This is a genomic window from Ignatzschineria cameli (genome assembly GCF_003121895.1).
Lineage (GTDB): Bacteria > Pseudomonadota > Gammaproteobacteria > Cardiobacteriales > Wohlfahrtiimonadaceae > Ignatzschineria > Ignatzschineria cameli.
Genome location: NZ_QEWW01000001.1, coordinates 723,261 through 747,321 on the forward strand (window position 1 = coordinate 723,261; position 24,061 = coordinate 747,321).

Here is a 24,061-nt window from a genome sequence, read left to right on the forward strand (position 1 = left end):
TTGAGCCCCATCTATTAAACCTAATCAGGAAGTAGATCACTATTATAACTGATCTACTGCCCTTATCATCGTCAGTTCTCACTACTTCGATGATCTCTTTTCCACTTACTTTCATCCTGCTTCAGCGCTATTTTTTCTGATTCACGCACCCTCTCTGCCTCAATCTTCGCTTCAATCGATTGATATTGCAGCAAGAATGAACGACCTCTTCCAACAAGATAGAGTGCGCCACAAAGACCAAAAAAGAGGAGTAGACCGAGTTCCACTGCCGGCGAAAAATTCATAAATTGAATTCCCACTAACAGAAGAATCCCGGCAAGAAGAAGACTGACCGCTAACACCTTCAAATTTTTTAAAAGATGACTAAGCTGGGCTTGATGTGATACGCTAATCTCTTTATTTCGAGAACTATTTTCATTACTCATGACACAAATTAAACTCACAATTGAACATATCAAATTTCTTAAAGGTAAAGCCCATCATCTTGATCCGGTGCTTATTTTAGGTGATAAAGGCGTTACAGAAAGCTTCATCAAAGAAGCCGATAAAGCGCTTGCACATCACGAACTTATTAAGATTAAACTCGCTGGTCGTGACCGTGAAGAGAGAGAGTCTATCACAGAAGAGATCGTCACGGCACTCAATGCAACACTTATTCAAAAAATAGGAGCAATGATTATTCTCTTTAGACGTAATCATGAAGCGCCGAAAATCTTCTTTAATTTCAAATAAATTTCAAATAAATTTGAAGTGAATTTTGAGAAGATTTTTATAAACAGGTTTTCAAATAAGTTTTTTAATAGATCTTAAGTGATCTCATTCATTGAAAGCTGATATAGCTTTAAAGCTAAATTTAAAACTAGATTTGAAGTTGGATCTGAGATTAGATCTATTAAAGACCTATTTAAATCACTCCTATAAGAGAAGTAGAAAAGGTCATCTTACTATTGAAAGATGACCTTTATTGTATCTACACTATTTTATAGATCTCTTGCATCGATTCGTTTGCGAAGCTCTTTAGGGGGAAGATATCCCGGCAAGATAGCACCATCTTCTAAAATAATTGCCGGCGTTCCCTGCACCCCCATCTCTAGTGCAAGCTGATACTGCTCGGCGATAGGGTTTTTGCAGCTTGTAGCTTTCGGCTTTGCCCCACCACGATTATCAGCAAAAGCAACCGCCTCATCTAACGCCTTATTACGATCATCCGCACACCAGACGGAGACCATCTCTTGATAGCCTTCCGAGTTGAGTCCACGATAAGGGAATCCTACATAACGTACAGTGATTCCTTCCGCTAAATAATCATCAATCTGAGAGTGCAACATGCGACAATAGGGGCAATCTGTTGTTGTGAAAACGGTTACAACATGCTCCTCTTTGGGCGATTGATAAATAACCATATCTGCTGGATCTAACTTTGAGATCTTCTCTTTATTTTGGCGATTGGCGTAACTCTCACTCATATTAATCCCTTTGACGAGATCAATCGCATTTCCTTCTAACATATACTTGCCATCTTTAGAGAGAAAGATCGGATAAGGACTCTCTTTCACAAAAACCTCATAGAGACCCTCAATGACTGATGGTTGAACCTCTTCAATCGTAACGCCTTGAATCAAGTTATTGAAGTGCTGTAAGTTTGCATCTGCATTTGCAACTGTAGATAAACCTAATAGAGTGGCCGAAACCAGGAGTAATTTTTTCATGAATTGCCTCTGTGAATATTTAGTAATTTTATTCTTTTGTGATAAAGCGCCTGCTCTATTTCACGACTCTCTGCTTCTGCTTATATGCTTATATGCTCATATGCTTATAACAGTACACTTTTTCACAATAATGTAGAGAGTGTATCGTATTCACTTACAATGTAAATAGAATATCGTAAAGATCAAGCACTTTTAATGAAGATTCCTTGGCCTATATTTTTGATCTATAACTGATCCGTTATTAGACCTATTACCGATCTAACTTTTCCCCTTTATCCTCTTGGATGATTTAACGCATGCAATTGCTTGAGACGCTCTTTAGCGACATGTGTATAGATCTGTGTCGTCGAGAGACTGCTATGCCCTAACAAAATTTGGACAACCCGAAGATCGGCCCCATTATTTACAAGATGTGTAGCAAAAGCATGCCGTAAAGTATGAGGAGATACCTCTCCTTGAATCCCTACTTCCTGAACATATTTTTTTATCACATACCAAAAGGCTTGACGCGACATCGCGGTACCGCGGTTACTTACAAAGAGCGTATTGCTAGCGCGCCCTTTCAGAAGTTGAGGCCGCGCTTGATCGATATAATCCTTAACCGCCTCTAAGGCGACCTCACCAATCGGAACTAATCGCTCTTTATCTCCCTTTCCAACAACACGTACATAGCCCACTTCAAAATTAATTTGGCTATATTGTAACGAAATTAGCTCTGTTACCCGGAAACCGCAGGAGTAGAGTATCTCTAACATTGCATAATCTCTCAAACCGAGGGCTGTTGAACGATCTGGCGCATTTAAAAGTGCAATCACTTCCTCTTGTGATATTGTCTCAGGGAGCGGTTTATGAAATTTAGGTAACTTAATCTTCTCTGCAGGATTCCCCTCATTGACCTTTTCAAGTTGCAGAAAAGTATAAAAATGCTTATAGCAGGAGAGGTAACGCGCAAGGCTTCTGGGGTTCGCCTCTGCAGCAATAAGATCTTGGAAGTAGTTATTAAGATCCTCCGCCGTCACAGTTACTAAATTTAATTGGCGCTCCTGAAGATAGCGACTCAATTTACTAAGATCTCTAATATAGGAGTCATCTGTCTGATCACTTGCCCCTTTTTCAAAGATCAATGAGTCACGAAATCGCTCAATCACAATAGCATCATCTAACCACTCCATTTTACCCTTTAACACCTCTTCTGACTTCGAGTTATCAATCTACTCAAAATATCATACCGCTTCATAATATTTCTAGATAATATTGGCTTGCTAGGAATCGCAAGATTGGTCTAATAATTTGAGCAATAGATTAACTATACTCCATAAATACTCTATAATAGCCTCTTTCAGATGCTCTTTTCTGAGTAAATCTAATTCAATAAGCTTATTTCATAAGAGAAGAGCCAGAGAGAATTGTGCCTATTTGCAAAATTACAATTAGCTTACGATATATTTACAATATATGCCCATTCTCTAAACGCATCCTACTATTGACTCACTCCCTTAAGAGTCTATCTACTATTCCATCTTTTTTCGTTAATTGATAAGTTGTCCATTGATTAACCAATAGATTATGATTATTTAAGCGAGGCTATGTGGTCAAAAAACTACTCAAAAATATCGGCATCATTGTCATTACTATCCTACTGCTCTACTCCTTCTACCTTAATGGAGATTGGCTTGAGCTTTGTGCTGGACTTGCCTTTTTTCTTTTTGGAATGCAGAGCATGCAAGATGGATTAGAGCAACTTGCAGGGGGGAGGCTGGAACGAATTTTAGCCAAAAGAACAGAGACTCCCTTTAAAAGTCTCCTCTTTGGCATCAGCTCAACGCTGATCCTTCAGTCAACCACTGTTGTCGCCCTTCTTATTATTGCTTTTATTAGCACTGGCTTAATCACATTAACCGCAGGCATCGGTATTATTATCGGCGCTAATGTAGGAGCAAGTGGGGGAATATGGCTTCTAGCACTAGCAGGACAAAATGTGAGTTTAGGGCCCTTTGCATACCCGATGGTTGTCATGGGGATTCTCGCCTCTTTCGCCGGGAAAACAGCTAAAGCTGCCGGTCGTGTTTTAATTGGCGTCGCCTTTATTTTGCTGGCAATTGATCTTATAAAAAATGGATTTTCAAGCTTTACAGAAGACTTTGATATCTTAAGCTATCAGCTCAATGGGTGGATGGGAATTATCATTCTAGTCTTAGTTGGAACAGCATTAACCATCGTTCTCCAATCGAGCCACGCAACAATTATGTTGATCTTAACGATGCTCGCCCTTGCGCAGATAGATGCGCCTCAAGGATATGCGTTAACAATAGGCGCAATTGTTGGCAGTGCCTTAGCAACGGGAATTTTGGGCTTTTTAGGAGGTGATCGCTCCGGCATGCGAGTAGCAGGATCCCATGTGATCTATAATGCCGGAACGGCCCTTGTCGTCCTTATTTTATTAAAACCTATCATCACGTTACTCAATCTCTTTGCAATAAAGTTCGCTTTAGATCCTCTAATTCAAATCGCCGCCTTCTACACTCTGTTTAATATTATAGGCCTTCTTCTATTTTGGCCGTTGAAGGGAAAACTTGCGCTACTTTTAGAGAAGATCATCCCCAACATTCCAGAACCTAAACAGATTGTAGACTTTAGTGGCGATTATAGTGAGACAGAGGTAGAGGTTCAGTATACTCCACCGAAATATCTGCTCGATAATGCCCTCTCTTCAACTCAAACAGCAACTCAGGCGGTTCTTCAAGAGCTCACCTATCTCTCAAAAGTGAGTTTAGAGGTTATTTGCCATATCCTCTTCTTAAAAACAGAAGTCTTATCTGCTAAAGAAGTAACCCCTGAATCGATTAGGCAATATGATGATTTTGACCCTGTCGATGCGGATCTCCTCTATCGCAAACATATTAAAAATCTCTATAGTGAACTCTTAACCTTCATTAGTAAGATTGAATATAATGAGAATGAGCAGAAATATCAGAGCGTTCTCTCTACCTGTCAAATTATCGCTTTTAAATTAGTCTCTGCCGTTAAAAACAGTCACCATTTACAAAAAAATCTTAAATACTATCTCTCGAGAGACCCTAGTATTGCCCAAAATTTCTATATTCGCCTCCGGCAATATATCGTCGATAATTTACGAACCATCTATTCATTGCACTTCTATGGCGAGAATGAGCCCTCATCAAAAGACTCCATAAAAGCTATTGGAGAGGAGCTGGGAAGTCCAAAATCACTACTCTACCCACAACTGCAAGAGATTCCGCTAATAGAGCTCATTGAGAACTCTCGAAAATTTGAGAGTCAATTCCGCTCAGATGTCTACTCTGCTCTAAAAAAGGGGGAGATTGATGGTTTTACCACAAGCTCAATTTTAAATGACTTAAACTATTCTGCCCAAATTGTTGAGAGTCTTTTCAATATTCTCAAGATGATTTCCCTGCAAGATCAGCCTTTTCTCGAAAAGGTTGATGATATCTTGACTATGGAAGAGAGCGAGCTTTAAAGCTTCGAAAGATAATCATTAAGATTTCTAAAGAGCCACTATAAGAGTTACATGCATTATAAAAACTCATGATCGATTAGAGAAGATGTTAGTGATGATCTTGCAATTTTCTATGATATTAAGATCACTTTTATGCAAGAAATTTGCGTTATCCTTAGAAAATAAGCTGATAAAATTGATGATACTTTAAAGAAATTTAAAAAAATTTAGCTATATTTAGTCAATCATTGCTCTCTACAGTTTTTTTTGTAGTGTAAATGCCGTATAATTGGGAGATAAAATATTTTGCTATTTAGCGCTTACCATTTTGATCAAAATATATTTAAAAGTATATTTAAAGATCATTTAAACATTATCATTTTAAAATTATTTAATGCAAATAATCGAAATCGATAACATTTTCACTCTACATAAGGATATTTGACTATATGAAAAATATTACAAAATTACTCTTAATCAGTTCAATTGCATTTGCTGGTCTTGTTGCATGCTCAGATGAAGCAAAAGATCCTAAAGCAGCTGCGGTAAAACAGACTGAAGAGATTGCAAAAAAAGCTGAAAAAGAGGTCAAGAAAGCAGAGAAAGAAGTTGTTGAGCAAGCTAAAAAAGAGAAAGAAGCTACAGAGAAAGCAGCTAAAGAAGCTGAGAAAAAAACAGTAGAGCAAGCTGAAGAGACCAGAAAAGCAGCTGAAGAAGAAGCTAAAAAGGTAGAGAAAGCAGCTATTGAGAAAGCTGAGGCAGAAAAAAAGGCTGCTGAAGAAGCTAAAAAAACAGCTACTAATAGCGCTGAAGAGAAAGTTGATGAAGCTAAAGAAAAATTAGCAGAAGCTGAAGAAAAAGCTGCGAAAAAAGCAGAAGAAGTAGCAGATAAAGCAGCGAAAGAGAGCGAAAAAGCGGTTGATAAAGCTGCTGAATTAAAACGTGAAGCAACCGATAAAGTTGCAGAGCAAACTGAAAAAGCTGAAGAAGCAGCTGCGAAAACAGTTGAAAAATCAGTTGAAACAACAGAAAAAGCTGCAGCTGACGCCGCAAAGAAAGCAGGCGACAACATGGATAAGATAGAAGAAGCTAAAAAGGCTGCTGAAGAGGCTGCTGCTGAAATCGCAGAAGAGATGAAAAAAGCTGCTGAAGATGCGATGAATAAGACAGTAGAAGAGACTAAAAAATCTGTAGGTGATCTTGTAAAATAATGGGCGCTTAAAGCCTAAAACTTAAGTCTCTTAAATAGATATACTTAGGTGTTAAAGAATCATCAACAGCAATAGAATTAATCAAGAGAGCCATCACCCAAAAGTGATGGCTCTCTCTTTTTTACCTCTAAATTCCCTGACCTTTCTCCCCTTCTCTATTTGCATCATTAAAAGCAGAGAAGATTTTAAGTGAGGTGGCCTGCTTTTAACCGCTTAATTAAGCCATCGGTCCCATCAATTTTTAGCATTAGCGCCAATTGCATCAGCTGACCTAGCTTTCCTTTTGGAAAACCTTTATCCGCTCGATTAAACCATAAAAGATACTCTTCTGGAAGATCGATCAAGACCCTTCCTGCATAACGACCAAACGGCATCTTAACTGTTGCGAGTTTCAACAAGTTCTCTTCTGTCAAAAGACTCTCCATCAGGCTTTCCCTCTTATGTTAAGTTTAAAGTTAGGATTAGGATTAGGAGTATTCGTAGCATCACTTGTAAGAGAAGGCATAGTGCCATTTTATACATCAATGATAATGATGATGTTACTTTACGGCATTACGCCACTATTTTTATTACTTGTACTACTTATGGTTCCTTATGGTTGCTTATGACTGCTTGCCATTATTTACCTATACAGAAATTAGAGAAAATCTCCCCTAATAGCGCATCAGAACTAAACTCCCCAGTAATCTCACCAAGAGCAATTTGTGCTAAACGAAGCTCTTCAGCTACAAGCTCAATAGCAACCTCATCCTCAATCAATGCTAATGCTGTAGCGAAGTGCTCTAGAACAGAACGAAGCGCTTGAAGATGTCGTTCTCTTGCGCTAAAGAGCCCCTCCTGAGCCTCAAAGCCGACCTGTTTTAAGATTGCCGCTTTTAATGCCTCTAACCCCTGCCCATCTTTAGCACTAATCGCAATATAATCTCCATGCGCACCAATCTCTCTACCCGAAAGATCTGCCTTATTATGTATCGTGATAATTGGAATATTGAGCGCTGCAATATCAGCATCAATACCTTCAAATGGTGTTCGATCATCATGCATCCAGAGCACTAAATCGGCAGTTGCAGCTTCCTGTTTTGCTCGCTTAATACCCTCCGCCTCGATCTGATCGGTCGTTTCGCGTAACCCCGCTGTATCAATAACATAGAGAGGCATACCATCTAAAATAATCTGTTCACGCAATACATCTCGTGTGGTTCCCTCAATATCAGTGACAATTGCGGTTTCTTCCCCCGATAAAGCATTTAGAAGACTCGATTTTCCGGCATTAGGTCTTCCCGCAATAACAACTCGAATGCCATCCGTTAAAACTTTACCATTGCCGGCTGATTTTAGAAGTTCAGAGACCTGACTATTTAACTCAGTAAGTCCTTTAACTACATTTCCATCCGAAATAAAGTCGATATCTTCTTCACTAAAATCGATCGCTGCCTCAATATAGACACGCATCATGATAAGTGCTTCCAATAGCTCATTCACTCTTTTTGAGAAATTCCCCGTTAAAGAGCTCATCGCCGCTTTTGCTTGTGCTTCACTCTGGCTCACAATAAGATCATGAATCGCTTCAGCTTGTACCAGATCGAGTTTTCCATTCAAAAAGGCTCGTTCAGAAAACTCCCCTCTTCGTGCCATTGTTGCGCCTAGCTCCAATACTCGATTTAAAACACGATTAAGCACAATCACACCACCATGACCCTGAAGCTCAATAACATCTTCTCCCGTAAAGGAGTTGGGTCCTTTATAGTAGAGAACCACCCCTTCATCAATCGTTGTCCCATCACGATCTAGAAAAGGGGAGAAATAGGCATGCCTTGGCTTGAGATCTTTCAGTATTGTCATCTTTTGAGCAATCTCTAATGCTTCACTTCCCGAGATTCTCACAATACCAATACCACCTATCGCGGTACTTGTTGCAATAGCTGCAATTGTTTGATCTTTTAACACTCTTATAGTTCCTCATAAAAAAACAATCCCCATAAAGGGGATTGTAAGTTGTTACTGTCAATAGCTAGTGTAAGTTATCATCAATAATTACCTCTTAAGACTAACTTACCGGTAAGTTGACACACTATTACATTAACTATGTTTCTTAGAGTCCCGCTCAACACGCTTCATAATAATAGTCTGTTGAAGGATTGTTAAGAGGTTGTTTGTAATCCAGTAGAGAACAATACCTGCTGCAAACCACATAAACATAAAGGTAAAGACCACTGGAATCCACTTCATAATCTTCGCCTGCATCGGATCAGTCGGCGCCGGATTGAGGCGTTGCTGGAAGAACATGGTGATTCCCATAATGATCGGCAGGATAAAGTAAGGATCCATCTTCGATAAGTCTTTAATCCATAAGATCCATGGGGCTTGACGTAACTCAACACTCTCCATCAACATCCAGAAGAGAGCAATAAAGACAGGGATCTGAATAATAATTGGCCAGCAACCTCCTAAAGGATTAATCTTCTCTTTACGATAGAGTTTCATCATCTCTTCAGATTGCTTCTGACGATTATCCGCATACTCTTCACGAATCAGAGCAAGCTTCGGACCAACCTTACGCATTCTTGCCATTGAGGTATAACCTTTATTGGCAAAGTAGAAGAGCGCAATTTTAACAGTTAATGTTAAAAGAATAATTGACCAACCCCAGTTTCCTAAGAATGAGTGATAGAACTTCAAGATCCAGAGCATCAATTCAGAGATAGGACTAAACCAACCAAAGTCGAGCGTTAAGTCAAGATACTCTGCCGTCTCTTCTAACTGCTCTTTCAATTTTGGACCAATAAAGTAGCGACCTTCAAAGCTGTGAGATTCACCTGGTTTTACCGTAACAGGTAGCTGATCCATCATACGAATCACATAGGTATTCTGTGATTCATCTTTAAAATTACCATATTGCAAGGTCTGAATAACATTTTGAGTCTGTTTTGTTGCCTCTTTATCTTTACCCGGAATAGAAGCGGCCACAAAATATTGCTCAATCATCGCAACCCAACCACCTTCACCACGAAACTCTTTCGGGCGATGTTGCACAACTTCATGCCCTTCAGCATTGAAGCCACGCTCGGTAGTTGTCATTTTACTATAAGCTAACTTTTCATATTTATAATCATTATTCGGCAGCGAGAAAACACTTCCATCGAAGCTTGATGCACCGATCGCACTTCCTTTAGGTGTTTGAGGTTTCTTTGTAGCAATCTCTCGATACTCTCCACCTACCCAAACTTGATCAGAATTATTCTGCAACTCTTGAGTATAACCGATGGTATAGAGGCCACGCTTAAACTCATAAATTTTATTGACCGTTAAACCGCTTTCAGGATCCACATAAGTTAGAGGTACTGTAATACTCTCCGCTCCTGGTTGAAGTTCATAATGATCCTTCTCACTATTAAAAATAGCATTCGTGTGATTCGGTGTACCTTCATGCGTCTGACTCGATAATCCAGAGCGAGTGACTTGATAGCGCTCACTACTATTATCCATCACTTTAAAGGGTTTATCCTTCTCTTCTAAACTTTCAGGATATTTGAGAAGACCTACTTCAATAATGTCACCGCCCTGCTTGGCAATATTGACTGAATAGACATCAGTAACAACAGTAATATACTCATCGAGAGCAACTGCCGTTTGAACACCTTGATTAGGAGAACCAATCATTGGGACCTGTCCATCACTACTCACACTACCTGTTGTGCCTGGCACAACCTGTTCTACCGGCGTAAGCGGCTTAGGATCGTTATAATCCACCCACTTCGTGTAGAGAAAATAGATGATGACAGCCAAAATCAATAAGAGAAAAAGACGCTGCTGATTATTCTGCATAAATAATTTCTTTAATAAATGTTAAAACAAATTGAGAAGCTCCTAAGGTACAGGATCTTCTCCACCTTTACAAAGTGGCTGACAACGAACAAGTCGTTTTATTGTCAACCAACTTCCTTTGATTGCACCATAACGCGTAATTGCTTCTAAAGCATAGGTTGAACAAGTCGGCTCAAAGCGACATTGATTTCCTACCAGAGGGCTTAAAAAATATTTATAAAACTTAATAAGCCATATCAAGATTGTACGCATATTTTACTGATCTGTTCCCAATGTTTTTCCAGTGAGGCATGAAGTGCTAATGAATTATGCACATCTGTGGTTGCACGACTCATCACAACAATATCAAGCCCCGTTAATAGCGCTTGATGATTTCTAAATGACTCTCGAACTACCCGCTTTACAAGATTTCGATCTACGGCTCTTTTAAAATTCTTTTTTGAAATCGCCAGACCTAATCTCGGCACTCTCAAATCTAAAGTATTCCCCTGCTCTTTTGAGTCAGATCGCTTTACTAGTTTAACTAATATAAGGAAAGAGCGATCTTTAAAACTACGGTTATCTTTAAACACCGCACTATAATCTTGTGCGGTTAATAACCTCTTCTCTCTTCCAAATTGAAAATTATTCATATCGATATATCTGATCTCAATAGATACTAACGCAATAGAGCACATTGCAAAACAAAAAGGCGCCTATTATTCAACGATAACAAGCGCCTTGAATCTTTAGAAATTGATTCTATTTAATTATGCTGATAAACGAGCACGTCCACGAGCACGGCGACGATTGATCACTTTACGACCGTTTTTTGTAGCCATACGTGCACGGAAACCGTGGTTACGTTTTCTTTTGATTAAGCTTGGTTGAAATGTACGTTTCATACCTAAATCCCTTTATTTATATAAGTGACAATACTCGTAGCGGTTACTGTTAGCACTACGAGCATCAAATTCATACTAAGACAACGGAATATTCTAGCTTTTTCCACTGCAATGTCAAGAATAATTGCATCAGAATCGCGAGAGAATGATCCCTTATCTTTTGTAATTAAGACTCTTTAAGACCTGCTTCTTCTCTAAGAATATCTGCCTTATCGGTCTTCTCCCAACTAAACGCTGTTGCCATTGTTGCTGTACCATCTGCAGAGTGATATTCAATCTCATAAGGATGACGACCAAAATGACCATAACTTGCAGTAGGAAGATAGATCGGATGCAGTAGATCGAGCATGGTGATAATGCCATATGGACGAAGATCAAAGTGTTTGCGTACTAATGCTTCAATCTCCGCTTCAGGAATCTTATTAGTTCCAAAAGTGGTAATCGAGATCGATGTAGGTTCTGCAACACCGATTGCATAGGAGACCTGAATCTCACACTTATCTGCCAAGCCGGCAGCAACGATATTCTTTGCCACATAACGACCCGCATACGCCGCTGATCGATCCACTTTCGAAGGATCCTTACCAGAGAACGCGCCGCCACCATGACGTGCCATCCCTCCATAAGTATCCACAATAATTTTACGTCCCGTCAAACCACAGTCACCAACTGGTCCACCGATGGTGAAACTTCCTGTAGGGTTGATGTGGTATTTCGTCTCTTTCGTCAACCACTCAGCAGGTAGAGTCTTCTTAATAATTAACTCCATCACCGCTTCTTCTAAATCTTTCGCTTTCACCTCTTCATCATGTTGTGTCGAGAGGACGACAGCATCAACATGCGAGATCGAGCCATCACTATTATAAGCAAAAGTAACCTGACTCTTCGCATCTGGACGCAACCATGACAATTGGCGACTCTTACGTGCTTCAGATTGACACTCCATCAAACGATGGGCAAATGTAATTGGTGCCGGCATTAAGACATCAGTCTCATTAGAGGCGTAACCAAACATTAATCCTTGGTCTCCAGCTCCCTGCTCTTCGGGGAGTTTACGATCTACCCCTTGTGCAATCTCACTGCTCTGCTTTCCAATGATATTTAATACACCACAGGTTTTACCATCAAAACCTACTTTTGAAGAATCATAACCAATATCTGTAATTACACGTCTTACAAGATCTTCAAGATCGACCCAAGCATTTGTAGTTACTTCACCAGCAACGATCGCCACACCCGTCTTAACAAGTGTCTCACAAGCGACTCGCGCACCCTTATCTTCTTTAATAAGAGCATCAAGGACAGCATCAGAGATCTGATCTGCCACCTTATCTGGATGGCCTTCTGATACTGATTCAGAGGTAAATAAATATGTCATACTTCTCTTCTTTTAATGTTCAATAGTAAAAAAACTCTTCTAAGGCTCTTTTAGCGATATATAAGCTTTAAAAAAGTTTAAAAAGGATTCAATTAGTTCCGGTAATTCTACCATTTTCTCCCATTATATGCCGAATAAAATATCGAGTCTCACTATAAAGAGCGGGCTATCATCGGTACTTCTAATATCACTCAATTAGTGATGGCGATCTTTAAATCATCACGACATCAATGATCTATAAAGCATGTAGAGAGTTTTATCCACCTAAAATATATAAAAGGGTGATACCTTCTATTTAGATTAGATATCACCCTTCAATTTAGAATGTAGACCGTAAATTAGTCCCTAGCCATTTTACCAACTATATGGCACCTTTGATTATGCGTTAAATGTCAGATACTCCTTCGCCAATGCTCTATTTAATGCAGAAATAACGGCTTTGAGCGATGATCGTGAGGTATTAGCATGTGTTGCTGCACCAAAAAGCGTACGATTACCGATCTGCATCTCCACATACGAAACTGCATGGGCTGATGAACCTTTACTTCTTGCATGTTCATTATAATCAACCACATCCACATCCCAACCAAAGAGCGCATTAACACCATTAACAAGCGCGGCGATCGGACCATTTCCTGTCGCTTCCAATGCCTTTTCACCCATAGGCGTTTTTAATGTTAACTTCATTGAGCTATTACCTTCTGCATCCTCTTCTATGTCGATCGGAGTTTTGATCTCTAATAACGGATTGATATTGAAATACTCTCTCTCAAAGATCTCATAAAGGTGATCCGAAGTAAGCTCAACGCCTTCACCATCAGCCACCTCTTGCGCAACTTTACTAAATTCAATCTGGAGACGACGCGGAAGCTCAATACCATGATCCTCTTCTAAAAGATAGGTGACTCCCCCCTTTCCAGATTGGCTATTAACACGAATAACAGCTTCATAAGAGCGACCTAAATCAAATGGGTCAATTGGCAAATAAGGAACTCGCCAATGTTGCTCAGGATTCTCCTTCATATCAGATAATCCTTTTCTGATCGCATCTTGATGTGATCCTGAGAAGGCGGTAAAGACAAGTTCTCCAGCATAAGGATGGCGAGGATGAACCGGTAGATCGGTACAATATTCCACTTCTCTAACCACTGTATTAATCTTGCCAAAATCTAATCCTGGATGAAGTCCTTGCGAGTACATATTAAGCGCAACTGTGACTAAATCCACATTTCCGGTACGTTCGCCATGCCCAAAAAGGCAGCCCTCTACACGATCAGCCCCTGCCATAAGTGCAAGCTCCGTCGCTGCAACCGCACAACCTCTGTCATTATGAACATGCGCACTAATCACCACAGAATCTCGGCAACTAATATGATCACAAAACCACTCAATCTGATCGGCATAGACATTAGGCGTTGACATCTCAACCGTTGCCGGCAAATTTAAAATAATCTTATTCTCTGGAGTCGGTTTGAAGACAGCACAAACAGCTTCACAAACTTCAAGCGAAAAGGGTAATTCTGCATCAGAAAAGATCTCTGGAGAATACTCAAAATGCCACTCAGTTTCAGGATATTTTAGAGACTCAGCAAGAATCATCTCTCCCCCTTTAACTGCCAATGATTTTATCTCAGGCTTTTCCATCTTAAACACAACACGTCTAAATGTTGGCGAGACAGCGTTATAGTAATGAATAATCGCTTTTTTGACCCCTTTTAAGGCTTCAAAAGTCTTAATAATTAGATCTTGACGAGATTGAGTTAACACCTGAATCGTCACATCTTCCGGGATCCGATCCTCCTCAATCAATTTTCGCACAAAATTGAACTCCGTCTCAGATGCGGATGGGAATCCTACTTCAATCTCCTTAAAACCACACTCGATTAAGAGATCAAACATCCGTATCTTCTTCTCAACACTCATCGGCTCAATCAATGATTGATTTCCATCACGTAAATCTGAACTCAACCAACGTGGTACTTTTGTAATCTCTTTATTGGGCCAAGTACGGTTTGTATAGTTGGGGACTTCAAATCGTTGATATTTCTGTTCAGGATTAGGAACCATAATTAAATTCTCCTCTACTTTTATTAGTATTCTATTTCTATTACTGTGCAATTATTCTAGTAATCATATTTAACAATCATATCTAATGATCTATCTAATGATCTATCTAATGATTTAATGGAGGAGGAGATGAAGCTATTGCCGGCAATGCTCTGATCTGTATTGGACTATTGATTAACAATCGACCGCCTGCACTCGATCTCCTCTTCCTCAATTAGAGAGAGCAGATAAGTCGCAAGCTATATGTTAAAACATGCCAACGGACGAAATGATAACGCCCTATCGCGATCTTTATTGAGATATTATTTTCTGAGAGACAAACTAACGGATTCATAATCACACCAAAAAAAACTACGGACTTCTAAAATCTTTAAAATGAGCAGATTTAGGCTGCAACCATTGCGGTTACAGCAGAATAAGTCGTAGTGGTAGTAGTGCGATATTTTTAGTTTTCATAAGAAAAACCATAACCTCTTTTTAAAAAGAGTTCAAGTTTTATTTTAAGTAATCGCTTTTAAGAAATTGCTTTTAAGGAAGCATTCATTGCAATATTTTACTCAACATCCCTCTCTCAATATTTCTATCTCAATATTTTTAAAAAAATGACTATAGAGATAAAAAAAGGATATGAATTGAATTCATATCCTCTCAAAACCACCAACAAATGCGACTAGTGAGTGCTTTCTATCTACACTCTCATCTAGTGATCTTTTCAATCATTATCTGCTATATATCTCTACTATATGCAAGATAGCATCAAACTACTCAGGCTTAAATGCCTCTGGCATATCTGCGCCATCTCCAAAGAAGAAATCGTGCATCTGCTTTTCTAAAAACTCTCTCGACTTAGGGTCAAGCGGATTAATACGATACTCATTGATCAAAATCGTTTGCGCTCTTAACCACTGCTGCCATGCTTCATTAGAGATATTTTCAAAAATCTGCTTCCCCAATTCACCAGGATACATCTGTCTTGGCATTCCATCTGCTTCTTTTTGCAATTTAACACAAAAAACTTTACGTGACATAAACTTCTCCTCAAGTTAATTCATCTGACCTCGCCCGATCTCTTCCGATTTCGGCTGATCTTAATTTATCTGATCTCTAATTTCGATTCTCTATTATATAGAATGCCCAGGCAGATTGCTGAAGAATCTCCCCATCGCAAGAAGATCAGGCAAGAAAAAAGGTATTACTCAAATGAGTAATACCTTTTCAATATGGCTGGGCTACCAGGATTCGAACCTGGGAATGGCGGGATCAAAACCCGCTGCCTTACCGCTTGGCTATAGCCCAATAACTTTTATTCCATTGAGAAGAGTGTACTAACTGATTCTTCTTCATGAATGCGACTAATTGTATTAGCAATCACATCAGCAATTGAGAGAACTCGAATCTTATTACAATTTCTTGCTTCTTCACGGAGGGGTATTGTATCAGTTACAATCATTTCGTCAAGCCCTGAACCTTCAATATTTTCAATTGCCTTACCTGAGAAGATCGGATGAGTGCAATATGCTCTTACTGTCTTCGCTCCACGAGATTTTAAAACCTTCGCAGCAGATGCCAAAGTACCAGCAGTATCAACAATATCATCAACGATAATACAGTTGCGCCCTTCAACTTCTCCGATAATATTCATCACTTCTGCAACATTAGGAGCAGGACGACGTTTATCAATAATCACTAAATCTGCACCAGGAATCTGCTTTGCAACTGAACGAGCGCGAAGAACACCACCAACATCTGGAGAAACTACAGTAATATCTTCAGCACCTTGCGCAATAATATCATTTTGAATAACAGATGATGCATAGATATTATCCACTGGAATCTCAAAGAAACCTTGAATTTGATCCGCATGAAGATCGATTGTCAATACTCGATCACAGCCCACGCTTGTAATCATATTTGCAACAACTTTTGCCGAAATAGGCACTCGCGCTGAACGAGGACGACGATCTTGTCGTGAGTAACCGTAATAAGGAATAACGGCTGTAATTCTACCTGCTGATGCACGACGCAGTGCATCACAAGCAACCAGAAGCTCCATCAAGTTATCATTTGTAGGATAGCAAGTTGGCTGAATAAAAAAGACATCTTTACCACGAACATTTTCATTGATAGAGATCATTACCTCTCCATCTGAGAAACGCCCTACTGTCGCATCCCCTAACTCAAGTCCTAAATGCTCAACTACCTTCTTAGCTAACTCTGGATTGGCGTTGCCGGTAAACACCATCATCTGGTCTTTGCTACTCATTACAAAGAATCCTCTATCAATAAAGAAAATTTTCGAAAATTAAAATAGAAAAAAGGTATTGCAACCATTTGTAATTTACCTCTTGACATAATCAACTCAATTACAGTGCAATACCTTTCATAATATGGCTGGGCTACCAGGATTCGAACCTGGGAATGGCGGGATCAAAACCCGCTGCCTTACCGCTTGGCTATAGCCCATCAGAAGAACAACTATTATAAACATTTATCTTTTGAAGTCTAGTTTTATTTTTGTCTTATTTTCGACCAACTTAACTTCTGTTTATAAGTCGCCTCAAAGTGTAGAATATGACTCTTATTTAGGAGTTTTCTTTCTGCGCTGTGTAACGACGGAAACAATTCTATCAAACTTTTTTTAAAAAACCATGAAAAGATCAAAAATTATCCCTTTTATTTTTCTATCGACAGTAATTACTGCCTGTACAACCCCTAATTATGGGTCTTTAGAGGAATCTGATTACTATAAAGTTTTTGGAAGAACCGCCATCAAGCACCCTACGCAGAGCGGCCAGGTTAGCTTTGCCATTGAAAAAGCCAAAAATGATGCTATCAATATCATTATTCAGGGGCCATTTGCTCAAGGGCGGGCTGATATTCAGATCAACGATCACGAATCAACGATCACAATCGATGAGCAGACCTTTAAAGATCATGGACCTGATCAGCTATTTTATAACTTAACAGGAATTGAATGGCCCGTTTCCGGAACGCAAAACTGGATTAAAGGAAAGCCTTACCATCCTACAACCTCCGTTACCTATGATAAAAATGGAAAAGTGGAGCGTTTTAATGAAGATGGCTGGAGCATTAGCTACCAAGAGTGGACCACTAAGAGCGGTTTAGAGCTTCCTTTAAAAATGACGATCACTCGAGGTGATGATATTCGCTTACGTTTTCTTATTGATAACTGGATTATTCGATAATGCACTACTACCCTTCTCCGGCCAAAATTAACCGGATGCTTCGCGTTATTCGTCGCGAAGCTAATGGTTACCACTATTTACAGACTATCTTTCAATTTACCGACCTCTATGATGAGATCGGCTATCAAATAACCGAGCAGCCTGAGATCACCTTTCTCTATTCACACTCGAGCTTTCCCAAAGAGGAAGATCTAATCTATCGCGCAATTATGGCACTCAAGAAAGCAACTCACTGTCAAAAAGGAGTCGTCATTGATCTGATCAAGAATCTCCCGATGGGTGCCGGCATCGGTGGAGGAAGCTCAAATGCAGCAACAACACTCATTGTCTTAAACAGACTATGGGAGCTTAACCTCTCAATGGCAAAATTGATTGAGATTGGGAGTCAGTTAGGGGCAGATGTGCCTATCTTTATCTATGGAAAAAGTGCATGGGGAGAAGGAATTGGCGAAAAATTAACTCCGCTCTCACTACCTGAAGAGCATTTTTTAATGATCAATCCCGGCATACACATCAGTACAAAAGTGATCTTTGAAAGCCCTTTTCTCCCTAGAGATTCAACACTTATGAGTGAGTATTACTTCGATCAATCTCGCGCAATTAATGATTGCTTGCCGGCAATATATCACCATTATCCCAAAATGGAGCAAATCGTTGAGCAACTAACAGCTCTCGATCTTGACCCTTATATTACCGGAACCGGGTCATGCCTCTATATTAAAGCGCCAATGGGTGGTGAAGCGGACACAGAAAAGTATCAGAAACTTAAAGAACTTGCCACTCAATCTGCATGGCAACTACTTCCCTTCCAAAGCCGCAATCTCTCTCCACTTTATAGTGTTGCGCCGCAACTCATGCCTGATTAGTGATCACAGTCGCTAGGACTCTTTAAACTCTCTTTAGGCACATACTTTAGACTCTATGTTGCCGTTGTCGTTGAGGCAATGCTTCATGGAGTCGCTCATCTTTACCTGCTTTTCGATCTCTCTCAAAGAGCAACTCATCAGGTCTCTCGCCAAGGTATTTAGGCCACCCTTTAATCCCTGTACGCAGAAAATCCTCCCGCATCACATCGCGAACGCTCTCCTCACTATAACCTCTCTCCTCTACAAGATAGAGGTAGATCGCTTTAAAGAGTCGATCTAAAGCAATCCCATAGGCTCGATTAAATGTTTGATAGAGATAGCGCGAAAGCGCCCGAAACTCCTCAAAAGGTTTAGCCCCTAGAATAAATGGTAATGTTGCACGATAACGCCCTGAGTTGGCAATAAGATCCCAAAACTTCGCAAATCGCTCCATCTCCATCACCTCTGGAAATGGTAATTCACGATTTTGTAAGATTGAATAAGGGGGCTCTTGACTAAATCGGTATTGAAACTCATTGGTATGGCGAATAATAGGCACACCTTTGAGGCGCTTTAAAATCCCCACTTGAATCTCTTGAGGCTCCCACGACCAAAGCTCATTAAAACCTACTGCAAAGCTCTCTAGATCCTCATCTGGCAGACCGACAATCAGATCCACGTGAAGATGTACATCTGTATTTTTAGAAAGCCAAGAAATATTCTCTTTTGCCACCGGTAGATTTGTGCGTCGAGAGATAAGATGTTGTGTTGTACTATTGAGCGTCTGAATTCCGATCTCAAACTGCAATGAGCCATCTGGGAACTCTAAAATCTTCTCCTTCAGCTCATCTGAGAGATAATCAGGAACTAACTCAAAGTGAAGAAAGAGCGGCTCATCTGAATTCTCGGCAATTTTTTGTAGAAAAAAATCTAAAATTGCAAGCGTGAAATCTTTCTTTAAGTTAAAAGTTCGATCAACAAACTTATATTGTCGTAATCCTCGCTGGTAAAGATCATCCATCGCCGCTAAAAAGGGCTCTAGAGGAAAACGCCATGCCGTTTTATCAAGACTTGAGAGACAAAATTCACACTTAAAGGGACATCCTCGAGAAGCCTCTATATAGACGGTTCGATGTTTAATATCCTCTTCTGTATAGAGGTAATAGGGTAACTTGATCTCCGAGAGAGGCGGCTCAATCCCCTTAATCACCTTACTTTCCCAAGGCTTTCCTTCAATCAGCAGAGATTTTGCTAACTGATAAAAACTGACATCCCCCCAACCGGTAATAAGGTAATCGATAAGAGGAAAGATCTCGATTTCTTCATACTCATAGGAGACTTCAGGTCCGCCGATCGTAATAATCAACTCCGGCATTAAGGCGCGAAGATCTCGAATAAGAAGCGTCGTCTCCCTAAAATTCCAAATATAAATTCCAAAAGAGACTATTTTAGGTTGGCGATGATAGATCTCTTCTAACATCGCTTCCCTATTCTGCTGAATCGTAAATTCAAGGATCTCTGCTCGCTCTTCTAACTCATAAAGATTCGCCTTTAAGTAACGAAGACCCAGTGATGCATGAGAATAACGCGCATTTAATGTAATTAATAAAATATCCATCTGTCCTTGTCGAGATTCTCTTTTATTAGAATCCTTCTCTAAATACTCCTACGATTCGTGTTTCCAAATTACACTTCAAATGATGTTTCAGATGACGCATAGAAACTACTCTTCAATAAATGAAACCTGTCCACCGGCAAGAGAAGCAACACGCGCGAGAGATTGAACATTAATCCCCTCTTTCTCTAACCTTGCCCGCCCTTCTTGGAAACTCTTCTCAATAATAAAGCCCATTCCTGATAGCGTTGCGCCCGCTTGATCAATTAATGATTTAACGCCCAATGCCGCATTACCATTTGCCAAAAAGTCATCGATAAAGAGAACATTATCTTCTTTAGAGAGATACTCTTCGCTCACACAAACATTGTAGGTGCGATCCTTGGTAAAAGAGTAGACTGTCGAGAGATACATCTTCTCCATTGTTTTTGGAGTTTTCTTCTTAACAAATACAACAGGAAGCTCAAGTAGATAGCCTAACATAATCGCTGGTGCAATACCGCTTGCCTCAATTGTAATAATCTTATTAATCGGAAGCGTTGCAAAACGGCGAACAAACTCTACCGCAATTGATTTCATCAAGATTGGATCCATTTGATGGTTAATAAAGCTATCAACCTTCAAGGTTCCATCATCAAATGCCAAACCATCTTGGATAATTCTTTCGTGAAGCAGTTTCATAAATACCTTTTGTTTCTAACAGAGCACCAGCGGTGAATAGATTAAATAATCTCCTCTCACTAAAATTCCATCCCCTGACAATGGCAATATCACAATATCTAAAAACTGATTAGCTATCAGCCATCACCAACACCGGTCTCATCAACTTGGAATAATCGATCTAATATTCATCGATCTAATATTCGCCAATCTCATTGATCAAAACAGGTGATTAATCCATTCAGATTAAACCATTCAGTCATCATCATTGATCACATAATTGATCAATATACTCCATCAAAAAATGGATGAGAAAATATATTAATATCGGAGAGTAATAGGAAAGAGAGATCAAAAAAATTTGTGCAATATTGTAGCCTAAATCGAGAAAAACTGCCCTACTTTATTCCCCATAGTAGATGTGATCTACCTTAAAACCACAATACTTTACCGCTCAACTCCCCTCTTTAAAGTATAATGAGTCCTCTAAAAGCATCTAAAAAGATCTATCAACAGACATATCCACCTTCCTTGATCGCTTTAACTTTAAAAAACTTTAAAATTTTTAAGAGCATATGATAAAAAAAGTAACAAACTTTCTTAAAGAGGCTATCGCCGTAAACAATCGCCCCTGGCCATGGGAGCGAGCTATTGGGGCAGGAGTTGCGATGACTCTTCCGATCTTAATTGGAATCTGGTTAGGTCAATTGCAATATGGACTGATTGCCGGGCTAGGTGGGTTTACCTATCTTTATGCTTTTCCTATTCCTTATGCACAGCTCTCAAAGCGTCTCCTCTTTGTTGCCCTTACCATTGTTACCTGCTCTTTTCTAGGATCTCTGCTATCACCCTACCCTCTTGCCGTGGCTATCGTCATGGGTCTTATAGCCGGCATTAGCCTCTTTATCTTCAATGCATTGCGCTTTATTGGTCCTTCTGCCATCTTTTTTGTCCTCATCTTTGCCCTGACGGCGGATATGTCAGAAACAGATTTTGCCGGCGCTTTAACACGTGCAGGATTGGTCTCTTTAGGAGCGCTTCTCTCTTGGATTATCGCTATGAGCGGTTTTCTTCTCAATCCTCATCGCCCCGAAATTAGAGCTATTCGTAGAGCATATCAACAATTAATAACGCTTAGCGAAAGTATTGGGACTATTCAATTTCAAGAAGAGAAATATAAGACGATGGGCGTATTTAAAGAGAGCTTTGACACTCTTATTGCCGGCGAACTGCCTTGGCAACCCTCTGAAACTTATCGCCGACTGCTACATCTTGCCATTGAGGGGAATGAGTACTTTCTAACAATACTCAACAATTACTCTGATGAAAGCCGTCCTATCGACCCGGAGGTGATTCGCTACCTCAAAACTATCGAAGCGGGAATCAATCATAAATTCCTCGCCAAAAGAGATAGAAACAACTATAAAAATAAAGGCGCCATGAAAGAGGAGAAGAGAGATTCCTCACTTTTATTACCGATGCTTCCCGCATCAATGACCAAAATAACTTCATATCTAGAGCGGATGGAGCAAGCATTGCACGCTTCTCTGACAGAACTCGAGCCGGTGACGCTAGAGAGTAAAACTAAAGTGAAAGATCTGCTAGTCAACGCCTTTGATCAAAACTCCCTTGTTTTTCTAACCGCTATCCGCTTTAGTATTGTTACAACAATTGCGGCACTTATCGCCTATAGCTTCGACTTTACCCGTTCATATTGGATTCCCCTCTCTTGTGTCGCCGTAATGTCAGGAGAATCGATGATCGCGACATTGCATCGAGCTATTCAGCGCTCTATCGGCACATTTATCGGAATAATTATCGCTAGCTCTATTCTCTATTTTAAGCCTTCCGGCTATCCTGTTGCACTCTTTATCCTCTTTTTTACAGCAATCATTGAGCTCTTTATTGTTCGTAACTACGGCTTAGCGGTTATCTTCATTACACCTAATGCTCTCCTTTTAGCAGAAACAATCACCGGCGGTGAATTCTCCTTTTTCCACTTTTCAGGCGCAAGAATGATTGATGTCGTAATAGGAAGTAGCATCGGAATTATTGGTGTCTTACTGATGGGAAAAAGATCTGCATCGGTACGGATTCCCCGTATTTTAATGCGCACATTACGCAATCAATCTCAGATGATTCTACTCCTCTTCTCACAAAAGAAAGTGAGTACTGAAAAGCAGATTCAGGCGCGCCTGATAAAGATGAGAACCAACTTAAATAATCTCATGGCACTCTACAATGCTGCGATTGGCGAGATTCCCAAAAAGAGAGAGTTACTCGAGTACTATTGGCCTATTATCTACTCGATGGAAAAGTTAGCCTTTCTTCTTGAGCGCGCCACAGAGAGATCATCACGCCCAATACTTAAAGAGCAAGACTTAGCCTCGCTCCTCTTTCTCTTTGAGACGCTAGCAAATGCCGCTCAATACTCAGAAATAGAAGAGATTAAGTCAATTCCAAAAATTGAGGGATTTGATAGTATTCAGCGCGAGATTGATACGCTTCAGCAAGCTTTTGCTTATAAACAACCTCTAGAAAAATCGATAACCCCATAACACTACTCACTCAAGGGAGTGTCGAGGAAAGCACCCCTTTTTATCAACCAACAAGGATATTATGCAAAATACCTCTTTTCAGCCGCTTCTCTCTTATCTTATTCGCAGTAAAATGATGGCTGATAAATTAACAGAGAGATTCACTGAGAGCATTCGCTCAACCGAACAGCTAACAGAAATGATTACAACTCTTCTTAACGAGCAGTTTCATAACCTTAATCAAAACCATCGAGCAAACGCTTCACATAGCACTATCACAATAGAGGAGTTTTCAGAAGAACAAGAGATTAAAACACCCTACCAAATATCCCTTATTGATTATCCTAGCGAAATAAAAGATGTAGCCAAATACCAGAAAGCAGAACACTCGCTACTACTATTTCTCGCAGATCAAGAATCGAAAGAGATGCTCGATGAGTATCTACAGACGCTCGATCAATATGGTGCCCTACTCAAACCTCATACAGTTCCTCTTAAAGAGGGAGCAATGATATTTCAACTTATTGAAAAATATTATGACTTTGGGATAGGAACATATAATGATTATCGGTAGGTTGTTATCCACTTGAATTTAGCCAATTTAGCCATTGAAATTTAACCACTAAAGATACTAAAAAATAATTGA

General features: G+C 39.8%; 22 protein-coding genes and 2 tRNA genes. 7 read left to right on the forward strand and 17 right to left on the reverse strand.

What is annotated here, in order from left to right; all coding sequences use genetic code 11:
* Positions 1–71: 71 nt before the first annotated feature.
* Entirely contained in the window at positions 72–425 is a 354-nt protein-coding gene (locus DC077_RS02810) for a hypothetical protein (protein ID WP_109201219.1), read from the reverse strand.
* Between DC077_RS02810 and yhbY the strand changes: the two genes are divergently transcribed.
* Entirely contained in the window at positions 424–732 is a 309-nt protein-coding gene (gene yhbY / locus DC077_RS02815) for a ribosome assembly RNA-binding protein YhbY (RefSeq protein WP_094568243.1), read from the forward strand. The two genes, DC077_RS02810 and yhbY, sit on opposite strands and share 2 nt — an antisense overlap.
* 248 nt (positions 733–980) lie before the next feature.
* Here yhbY and DC077_RS02820 read toward each other — a convergent pair whose 3' ends face one another.
* Together DC077_RS02820 and xerD are read right to left on the reverse strand one after the other, a co-directional pair.
* Positions 981–1,709, reverse strand: coding sequence for a thioredoxin fold domain-containing protein (locus DC077_RS02820; RefSeq protein WP_109201220.1), 729 nt, complete (start codon positions 1,707–1,709; stop codon positions 981–983).
* A 272-nt stretch (positions 1,710–1,981) separates the two neighbouring features.
* A complete protein-coding gene (xerD, locus tag DC077_RS02825; RefSeq protein WP_109201221.1) occupies positions 1,982–2,881 on the reverse strand; it encodes a site-specific tyrosine recombinase XerD in 900 nt (299 codons plus the stop codon).
* A 416-nt stretch (positions 2,882–3,297) separates the two neighbouring features.
* Here xerD and DC077_RS02830 point away from each other — a divergent pair, with 416 nt between their 5' ends.
* Together DC077_RS02830 and DC077_RS02835 are read left to right on the forward strand one after the other, a co-directional pair.
* Positions 3,298–5,208 (forward strand): Na/Pi cotransporter family protein, encoded by a 1,911-nt coding sequence (locus DC077_RS02830; RefSeq protein ID WP_109201222.1) that lies wholly within the window; start codon positions 3,298–3,300, stop codon positions 5,206–5,208.
* 428 nt (positions 5,209–5,636) lie between these two features.
* Complete coding sequence (locus tag DC077_RS02835) at positions 5,637–6,398, forward strand: hypothetical protein (RefSeq protein ID WP_109201223.1); 762 nt, start codon at positions 5,637–5,639, stop codon at positions 6,396–6,398.
* Positions 6,399–6,583: 185 nt separating this feature from the next.
* On the opposite strand, the gene DC077_RS02840 is transcribed toward DC077_RS02835, so the two are convergent.
* The 12 genes from DC077_RS02840 to DC077_RS02895 form a co-directional block, all read right to left on the reverse strand.
* On the reverse strand, positions 6,584–6,823 hold the full coding sequence (locus DC077_RS02840) for a DUF3820 family protein (RefSeq protein ID WP_109201224.1): 240 nt from the start codon (positions 6,821–6,823) through the stop codon (positions 6,584–6,586).
* A gap of 193 nt (positions 6,824–7,016) precedes the next feature.
* Positions 7,017–8,345 (reverse strand): tRNA uridine-5-carboxymethylaminomethyl(34) synthesis GTPase MnmE, encoded by a 1,329-nt coding sequence (mnmE, locus tag DC077_RS02845; RefSeq protein WP_109201225.1) that lies wholly within the window; start codon positions 8,343–8,345, stop codon positions 7,017–7,019.
* Positions 8,346–8,477: 132 nt separating this feature from the next.
* A complete protein-coding gene (gene yidC, locus DC077_RS02850; protein ID WP_109201226.1) occupies positions 8,478–10,223 on the reverse strand; it encodes a membrane protein insertase YidC in 1,746 nt (581 codons plus the stop codon).
* 42 nt (positions 10,224–10,265) lie between these two features.
* Positions 10,266–10,475 carry a membrane protein insertion efficiency factor YidD gene (gene yidD / locus DC077_RS02855; RefSeq protein WP_094568251.1) on the reverse strand — a complete coding sequence of 70 codons (210 nt, stop codon included), beginning with the start codon at positions 10,473–10,475 and terminating at the stop codon, positions 10,266–10,268.
* Positions 10,460–10,855 (reverse strand): ribonuclease P protein component, encoded by a 396-nt coding sequence (rnpA, locus tag DC077_RS02860; protein WP_109201277.1) that lies wholly within the window; start codon positions 10,853–10,855, stop codon positions 10,460–10,462. Before rnpA ends, yidD begins: the two co-directional genes overlap by 16 nt.
* A 117-nt stretch (positions 10,856–10,972) precedes the next feature.
* Positions 10,973–11,107 carry a 50S ribosomal protein L34 gene (gene rpmH / locus DC077_RS02865; protein WP_026878661.1) on the reverse strand — a complete coding sequence of 45 codons (135 nt, stop codon included), beginning with the start codon at positions 11,105–11,107 and terminating at the stop codon, positions 10,973–10,975.
* Between the two features lie 166 nt (positions 11,108–11,273).
* Positions 11,274–12,485 carry a methionine adenosyltransferase gene (metK, locus tag DC077_RS02870; protein ID WP_109201227.1) on the reverse strand — a complete coding sequence of 404 codons (1,212 nt, stop codon included), beginning with the start codon at positions 12,483–12,485 and terminating at the stop codon, positions 11,274–11,276.
* Between the two features lie 378 nt (positions 12,486–12,863).
* Entirely contained in the window at positions 12,864–14,552 is a 1,689-nt protein-coding gene (gene leuA, locus DC077_RS02875; RefSeq protein ID WP_109201228.1) for a 2-isopropylmalate synthase, read from the reverse strand.
* A gap of 761 nt (positions 14,553–15,313) precedes the next feature.
* Positions 15,314–15,580 carry an oxidative damage protection protein gene (locus DC077_RS02880; RefSeq protein ID WP_109201229.1) on the reverse strand — a complete coding sequence of 89 codons (267 nt, stop codon included), beginning with the start codon at positions 15,578–15,580 and terminating at the stop codon, positions 15,314–15,316.
* Positions 15,581–15,773: 193 nt separating this feature from the next.
* Positions 15,774–15,848, reverse strand: a tRNA-Gln gene (locus tag DC077_RS02885).
* A gap of 7 nt (positions 15,849–15,855) precedes the next feature.
* Positions 15,856–16,815: a ribose-phosphate pyrophosphokinase gene (locus tag DC077_RS02890; protein WP_109201230.1), complete on the reverse strand. Its 960-nt coding sequence runs from the start codon at positions 16,813–16,815 to the stop codon at positions 15,856–15,858.
* A 125-nt stretch (positions 16,816–16,940) separates the two neighbouring features.
* Positions 16,941–17,015, reverse strand: a tRNA-Gln gene (locus DC077_RS02895).
* A gap of 185 nt (positions 17,016–17,200) precedes the next feature.
* Between DC077_RS02895 and lolB the strand changes: the two genes are divergently transcribed.
* Together lolB and ispE are read left to right on the forward strand one after the other, a co-directional pair.
* Complete coding sequence (lolB, locus tag DC077_RS02900) at positions 17,201–17,758, forward strand: lipoprotein insertase outer membrane protein LolB (RefSeq protein WP_109201231.1); 558 nt, start codon at positions 17,201–17,203, stop codon at positions 17,756–17,758.
* A complete protein-coding gene (gene ispE, locus DC077_RS02905; protein WP_109201232.1) occupies positions 17,758–18,624 on the forward strand; it encodes a 4-(cytidine 5'-diphospho)-2-C-methyl-D-erythritol kinase in 867 nt (288 codons plus the stop codon). The genes lolB and ispE overlap by 1 nt, the downstream gene beginning before the upstream one ends.
* Before the next feature lie 46 nt (positions 18,625–18,670).
* Here ispE and DC077_RS02910 read toward each other — a convergent pair whose 3' ends face one another.
* Positions 18,671–20,221, reverse strand: a complete 1,551-nt coding sequence (locus DC077_RS02910; protein ID WP_109201233.1) for a B12-binding domain-containing radical SAM protein — start codon at positions 20,219–20,221, stop codon at positions 18,671–18,673.
* Between the two features lie 105 nt (positions 20,222–20,326).
* On the reverse strand, positions 20,327–20,899 hold the full coding sequence (gene xpt / locus DC077_RS02915; RefSeq protein WP_094568259.1) for a xanthine phosphoribosyltransferase: 573 nt from the start codon (positions 20,897–20,899) through the stop codon (positions 20,327–20,329).
* Between the two features lie 554 nt (positions 20,900–21,453).
* On the opposite strand from xpt, the gene DC077_RS02920 reads away from it, so the two are divergent.
* Both DC077_RS02920 and DC077_RS02925 read left to right on the forward strand, forming a co-directional pair.
* The gene (locus DC077_RS02920) at positions 21,454–23,436 is read left to right on the forward strand and encodes an FUSC family protein (RefSeq protein WP_109201234.1); all 1,983 of its coding nucleotides are present in this window, start codon (positions 21,454–21,456) and stop codon (positions 23,434–23,436) included.
* A gap of 61 nt (positions 23,437–23,497) precedes the next feature.
* A complete protein-coding gene (locus tag DC077_RS02925; protein ID WP_109201235.1) occupies positions 23,498–23,989 on the forward strand; it encodes a hypothetical protein in 492 nt (163 codons plus the stop codon).
* Positions 23,990–24,061 lie beyond the last annotated feature (72 nt).